The following is a 5,789-nucleotide window of genomic DNA, read 5'->3' as shown; positions in this document are numbered from 1 at the left end:
CGCTCTCTTTGATCGGCGCCATGCTAATGTCGGTTTTTTGACCACAAGATACACAGCAACACTGGCAAAAACAAAACCCATACCACCAAGCCAATCAAAGGATTCGCCAAACATCAGCCACGCTTGTAGCGCTGTGGTAGGTGGCACCAAATAAAACACCGAGGCAACACTAGAAGCCGCGCCATTCTTCACCATATACAGTAGCAACAGCACCGCGAAACACGACAACACCACCACTAGCCATAGTAAGGTAAGAATAAACTCCGAAGTCCATTCTACTTGCCTAGTTTCAAACATAAACGCATAAGGAATAAACAGTCCAGCGGCAGCCACATACTGGAGCATAGCCGCGCCAACCATATCTACTTTCTGGCAGAATTTCTTTTGATACAAAGTACCTAACGTCATACCAAACAGTGAACATAAGGTAATCGAGATAGCTAGCCATTGATACTGCTTTGACTGCCATTCTATATTGCCAACGAGAACTAAGCTTATACCGATGAAGCCCAGCCCCAATCCTAGCCATTGAGACAATGTAAACTTTTCACTCCCCCACGTCAGCAGCAGTACGGCGGTTAGAATGGGCTGAATCCCAACAAGCAGAGAACTTAGCGCCGCTGGCATACCTAAGGAAATAGCCATAAAAACGCCACCAAGATAGAAACCATGGATCAAAATACCGACGACTAAGCAGTGGAGCAAGGCTCGTCCTTTAGGAATCGAACGTTTGAGTACCGCAATCAACAACAAAAACAAGACCACATTGGCAACCATACGGATAGAAAGCAAGGTCGCAGGCTCGGCGTATTGCAACCCAAAACGGGCACCTACAAAACCCGAGGCCCACAACATTACAAATACAAAAGGGATCATCCGTATCAACATAAAAAACCCACTAGCCAAAGTGTTAACAATGCTGTTACTTTAATTAGGTACAGCAATGTAAAAAAGGCACAAACAGGACGGTTTTTATGGGTACAGAATGGACACAATGAACAAGTATGATCGAATTGAGCGGTATTTGCGGCAGGCCATTACCGCAGGAGTCTATCAACCAGAAGACAAACTGCCTTCGATTAGACAACTGAGTACCGACAAAAACGTCAGCAAAAATACGGTGATTCGCGCTTATCAAGAACTTGAAGCGGTAGGTCTTATTTATTCGGTTGCTAAGTCTGGCTACCGTGTCAAAGCGATCTCTCAGCCAGATAGCCAATTAAACGCCTCAAACCACCCACCCAGCAAGGTTGATCTCTTATCCATCTGTAAATCCATTCTTACCTACTCTAGCGAGAAAGAACGGCTTCCCGCCGGATCAGCCCATCCCAATATCAAATTCCCAGCGATTAAAAGCCTGTACGCAGAAATAGGTCGACACAGTAGAATACAAAGCCAATTACCCAGCCAATACCAAATTCCTCCAGGCAACAACCTGCTGATAAAACAACTTCTTAAAATAAGTCATGACCTTGGCATTACTGCCCATTATGGTGATATTGCCGTCACTCACGGTGCTCAGCAAGGAATTAGCCTGGCGCTTCGAGCCTTAACCAGCAAAGGGGACATCGTAGCAGTAGAGTCTCCTTGCTTTTTTGGTAACTTGTTACTCATGGAATCTCTTGGATTAGAAGTGGTTGAAATTCCAAGCTGCCTTGCTACAGGGATCAGCCCTGAAGCATTAGACAAAGCCATAAGCCAGTGGGATATTAAAGCTATTATTGTTACGCCCAATTTTTCCAATCCAACTGGATCACGAATGACCTTAGAAAAGCGCCAACGCTTGCTGGCCGTCTCTAAGAGTATTCCCATCATTGAAGATGATGTGTTTGGCGCGTTAAGTTCGGATGAAAGCATACCAAGCTTGAAATCTTTAGATACCCAAGATCGCGTTATCTACATCAACTCTCTTTCCAAAACACTCGATTCTCGCTTACGAATTGGGTGGATTTTATCGGGGCGATACCAGAAACACATTGAACGGCTTCTTATCAGCGACAACATGGGCAGCCTTAATTTGATGCAATCTGCCGTCGCGGAGTTCCTCACCACCGGTAAGTATCGCTCTCATATTAATAAAATGAAGCGCGTATACTTGTCCAACGGTAAAAAGCTACATCAGTGGTTAACGGAAGCCTTGAATCAGTACCCATCATTGCAAGGGCGATACCACCTAACCAAGGCTTCAGGATCATTTATCATGTGGTTAACCCTGCCAGAACATATTGATAGCCATCTACTTTATCTTGAGTGTAAAAAAGAGAAAATCGGGATTTACCCGGGTGTCGCTTTCGGCACCAATAACAAGTTTGGTCACTGCTTGCGCTTAACCTACGCAAACTTAGAAGGAACATCCAGCGAAAAACAAGGGATTGAACGACTTGCTCACCTGATCGATCAACACTACCAGCGGGAAGTTAAGTCATACGTGTAAAGAGCATCAACACGCCCTAATCATGTTGTACATAAATGAGTTCGTCGATGTTGAAGCCTCGCTCTTTTGCCATACGAACAAACTTGTCCTTTACGTCTTGAGGAACGGAACTCGTTCTCGATAAAAGCCACAAGTAGTCCGTATTTGGCCCAGAAACAAAGGCATATTGGTAATTCTGGTGATCCAATTCAAACACCACATAAGACCCATAAAAAGGCCCGAAGAATGACACCTTTAAGTACCCGTCATTTTCACTTTCAACAAAGTATGCTCTGCCTTCCGCCTCGCTCCATTCCGATTCTTCGACTGAATAACCTCGGTTAAGCACCGCCACACCGCCGTCATCTTTAAGGCTATACTCCGCAGTAACTTGGGTAAGGCCGCGTTCAAATGAATGGTCTAAGCGAGCCACTTCGTACCATTTTCCTAAATATCGATTGAGTTCAAAATCAGAAACGGGTTTGACTGTATCTGGCATACCTAAACACCCTTGCAAAAGAACCGCCATTAGCAGCAATACGCTTTTTTTCATCGATAAACCCTTGTTCCACATAAAATAGTCCATTAAAAACAGAAAGGGCCATGGTAACGACCTTCCGCATACCTTCAGTTTTAGGCAAAATCATAAAAAACGCCACGAGTCATTCTATACAGATTAACTCGTGGCGTTCTACTTTCTCTTTCGATTTAGCTATCTAACATTGATATCAATGCTGAATATCGGTCACTAAACAATTGATTTCTAAACAATAGCAGCTTGTAAAATTTGACGGCTTTCAGTGAGAGTGATCGCTTGATGCTCACCCAGCGCAACCAAACCGTGCAATTCAAGTTGAGCGACAATGTTTTCTACTGCTTGCTCAGCCGTTGAACCATGCTCCGTCAATTGAGTTGCAACCCCCAAACTTTGGTAGAAGCTTTCAATCTCATTAATCGTGCGTTCTGCCAAATCATCACTTTGCTCTAAACCAAACACGTTAATGCCCATTTGCTCTAATTTCGCACGTTTATGCGCCAGTTGATTACGAAGTAATGAAGGCTGCACAATCGCCAGTGAACGAGCATGATCAACACCGTATGCTGCTGTCAACTCGTGCCCAATCATATGGGTTGCCCAGTCTTGACGAACGCCAACACCGATCAAACCATTTAGAGCTTGATTTGCTGACCACATCAGGTTTGCACGCCATGCGTCATTGTCACGCTGTTCAAAATCACGACCTAGTTTTAATAAACTGCGCAATAGTGCTTCCGCATAACCGTCTTGCACATAGGCACCATCAACCGTCGTAATGTATTGCTCACACACGTGAACCCACGCATCCACAACGCCATTGACTAACTGGCGGTCAGGCAATGTTTTCATCACATCAGGATCCATGACAGCAAATCGTGGCTGAACGGTTGGCGACATAAACGCTAATTTTTCTTTGGTTGCGCCATTAGTAATCACCGCACCACCGTTTGACTCAGAGCCCGTTGCTGGCAATGTTAAAATTGCACCTAATGGCACAGCCTGCGTAACTTGGTGCTTACCAGCAGGGATATCCCACCCATCGCCATCATACATTGCGGAAGCCGCTACATACTTAGAGCCGTCAATCACGCTCCCACCGCCCACTGCCAATAGGTAGTCGACATTTTCACTGCGTACCATTGCCACCGCTTTGTCTAACGTCTCTCTTGTTGGGTTAGGCTCAACACCAGAAAATTCAATCCAGTTATGATTTTTTAGCGCTTCGGTCACTTGATCATAAACGCCATTGGCTTTAATCGAACCGCCACCATAGATAACCAGTACCTTACTTTCTGGCGCGATTTGCGCGCTGATCGCCGCGATTTGGTTTTGTCCAAAAAGTATATGAGTTGGATTCACGTAATTGAATTTCATCTGTTGTTCCTTAATAATTATAGGTCTTCATCATTGCTACAAGTGCATATTACTCTCAATATAGATATTAAAAAGGTATATTAGTCGTGTTTTATTGCCTATTTCTGCTTTTTTATGTACATTCGACACCAATACACACCATTGATGAAGACAATGAAAACACTGACAACTGCGATGCAAGCCTACGCGAACACACACTCTTTAGAATGCACTGAACAAGTCATAAAGACCGACCTAAAAGGTGTCAGCTTTTATTATTCGAGTACATCAACCCCTCGTCGCCCTCTTCTTTATCAATCAGGCATCATCATCATGGGCCAGGGGCATAAGCGCATTCATTTAGCCGACGAATCCGTCAGTTATGGTGTTGGTGATTATCTTGTTATTGGCGTTCCTCTCCCCCTCGAATGTGAAGCATTTAGCAGCAGTAATGAGCCATTATTAAGCTTATGTATCGATGTGGATTTACCCTTACTCAATACCCTGGTCGAAAAGCTCAACACTTCAATTCCAAACCCAGGAAAATCATCGCGAGGGTTACAAAAAGCCCAGGTCACTTCCGACTTAGAAGACGCCTGTATTCGGTTACTAAAATGCCTTGAAGATAAAACAGAAATGGCCATATTTGGCAAAGACTTGGTGAAAGAAATTGTTTACCGTGTGCTGACCGGACCGCAAGGAAATACACTAATGGGACTGGTTCAACAAGACAGTCACTATGCTCGCATTGCAAAAGTACTCAGTAAACTGCACGGCAACTTTTCTTCTCCGATTAATGTTGATGAATTAGCACAAGAAGCCAACATGAGTGTCTCGGCATTTCATCGTGCTTTCAAAGAAGTGACCTGTGACTCACCCATGCAATATGTCAAGAAAGTGAGACTCGATAAAGCAAAAGAACTGATTACCATTGAAGGTAAGCGAGCAAGCGAAGCAGCAAACCTTGTAGGGTACAGCAGTCAATCTCAGTTCTTCAGGGAGTTTAAACGCCACTTTCAGTTATCGCCTTCTCAAATGACCTAGGTGGATTCAGTGAAATAAAAGCATTTTTCTTGGCGAATTATAACGTTAGCTTCTACTCTTTACCTACACATTATCATTCATAAAGAAGGGACTGACTATGAAGTGTTTCACCATCTCGCTATTGGCGATGGTTATCTCGACGGGGAGTATCGCTGCGGAATCTAAGCCCGCAACTCAAGCAACAATAGACACGAATAACGCCCTGTATAACAATCTTCCATTTAAAGACACAAAAGACTTTGAACGTGCACAAAAAGGCTTTATTGCTAAGCAAGATGTTGTCACGGTCACCAATGAAAATGGTGACGTTGTTTGGGACTTAGAAGAATACAAAAAGTTCATTACGCTCGAGGCTAAAGCACCCGACAGCGTAAACCCAAGTCTGTGGCGTAATGCACAATTAAACGTGATCAATGGCCTGTTTAAGGTAACAGATGGTAT

At 44.0% G+C, this 5,789-nt stretch carries 5 protein-coding genes and 1 pseudogene; 3 read left to right on the top strand and 3 right to left on the bottom strand.

What is annotated here, in order from left to right; all coding sequences use genetic code 11:
* The coding region (locus ACP45E_RS14315) for a DMT family transporter (protein ID WP_198927727.1) at window positions 1-888 on the bottom strand (888 nt) is incomplete at its 3' end.
* 97 nt (window positions 889-985) lie between these two features.
* Between ACP45E_RS14315 and ACP45E_RS14310 the strand changes: the two genes are divergently transcribed.
* Window positions 986-2,434: a PLP-dependent aminotransferase family protein gene (locus ACP45E_RS14310; protein ID WP_017034813.1), complete on the top strand. Its 1,449-nt coding sequence runs from the start codon at window positions 986-988 to the stop codon at window positions 2,432-2,434.
* A 16-nt stretch (window positions 2,435-2,450) separates the two neighbouring features.
* Here the strand turns inward: ACP45E_RS14310 and ACP45E_RS14305 are convergent, their stop codons facing one another.
* Window positions 2,451-2,966, bottom strand: a complete 516-nt coding sequence (locus ACP45E_RS14305; RefSeq protein WP_026026554.1) for a lipocalin family protein — start codon at window positions 2,964-2,966, stop codon at window positions 2,451-2,453.
* A gap of 210 nt (window positions 2,967-3,176) precedes the next feature.
* Window positions 3,177-4,325 (bottom strand): iron-containing alcohol dehydrogenase, encoded by a 1,149-nt coding sequence (locus tag ACP45E_RS14300; RefSeq protein WP_017034815.1) that lies wholly within the window; start codon window positions 4,323-4,325, stop codon window positions 3,177-3,179.
* Window positions 4,326-4,478: 153 nt separating this feature from the next.
* Here ACP45E_RS14300 and ACP45E_RS14295 point away from each other — a divergent pair, with 153 nt between their 5' ends.
* On the top strand, window positions 4,479-5,348 hold the full coding sequence (locus ACP45E_RS14295; protein WP_017034816.1) for an AraC family transcriptional regulator: 870 nt from the start codon (window positions 4,479-4,481) through the stop codon (window positions 5,346-5,348).
* Between the two features lie 97 nt (window positions 5,349-5,445).
* Window positions 5,446-5,789, top strand: a pseudogene (locus ACP45E_RS14290) (MBL fold metallo-hydrolase); the annotation flags it as partial.

The organism is Vibrio genomosp. F10 str. 9ZD137, assembly GCF_049974785.1.
Classification (GTDB): domain Bacteria; phylum Pseudomonadota; class Gammaproteobacteria; order Enterobacterales; family Vibrionaceae; genus Vibrio.
Note: the sequence above shows the minus strand (reverse complement) of the source record. Positions and strands in the feature narration are given on the sequence as shown.